This is a genomic window from Flavobacterium xizangense, assembly GCF_054075145.1.
In genome coordinates, this window is record NZ_JBSIPG010000053.1 from 1 (window position 1) to 290 (window position 290).

The window sequence follows — 290 nt, forward strand, 5'->3', positions numbered from 1 at the left end:
GTTTTAAAAACCTGTCGGGTTTAACTCGATAACAGACAAACCTAGTCTTACTTATTAGCCTACTTTCACTGCATCTAATAAAACAGCCAACTGAATACATGGCGACTCCGATCGATTACTCCACGCATGATTGGTTCCACGCTGAATTACAATATCTCCAGCTTGCAGTAAAGTTTCTTCTTCATCGACAATCAGGTAAATTTCTCCTAAAATAATAATGATATAATCTAAAGTATCGGTCTGGTGCATTAATGGATGAGGCCGTCCTTCTGGCGCTATTATTCCTAAAT

Annotated in this window: 1 protein-coding gene; it reads right to left on the bottom strand. The window is 38.3% G+C overall.

Annotated elements, in window-relative coordinates; all coding sequences use genetic code 11:
* Positions 1-54 precede the first annotated feature (54 nt).
* Positions 55-290, bottom strand: a 236-nt coding sequence (locus ACWA1B_RS22480; protein WP_456910813.1) for a cupin domain-containing protein, incomplete at its 5' end; no start/stop codon positions are given.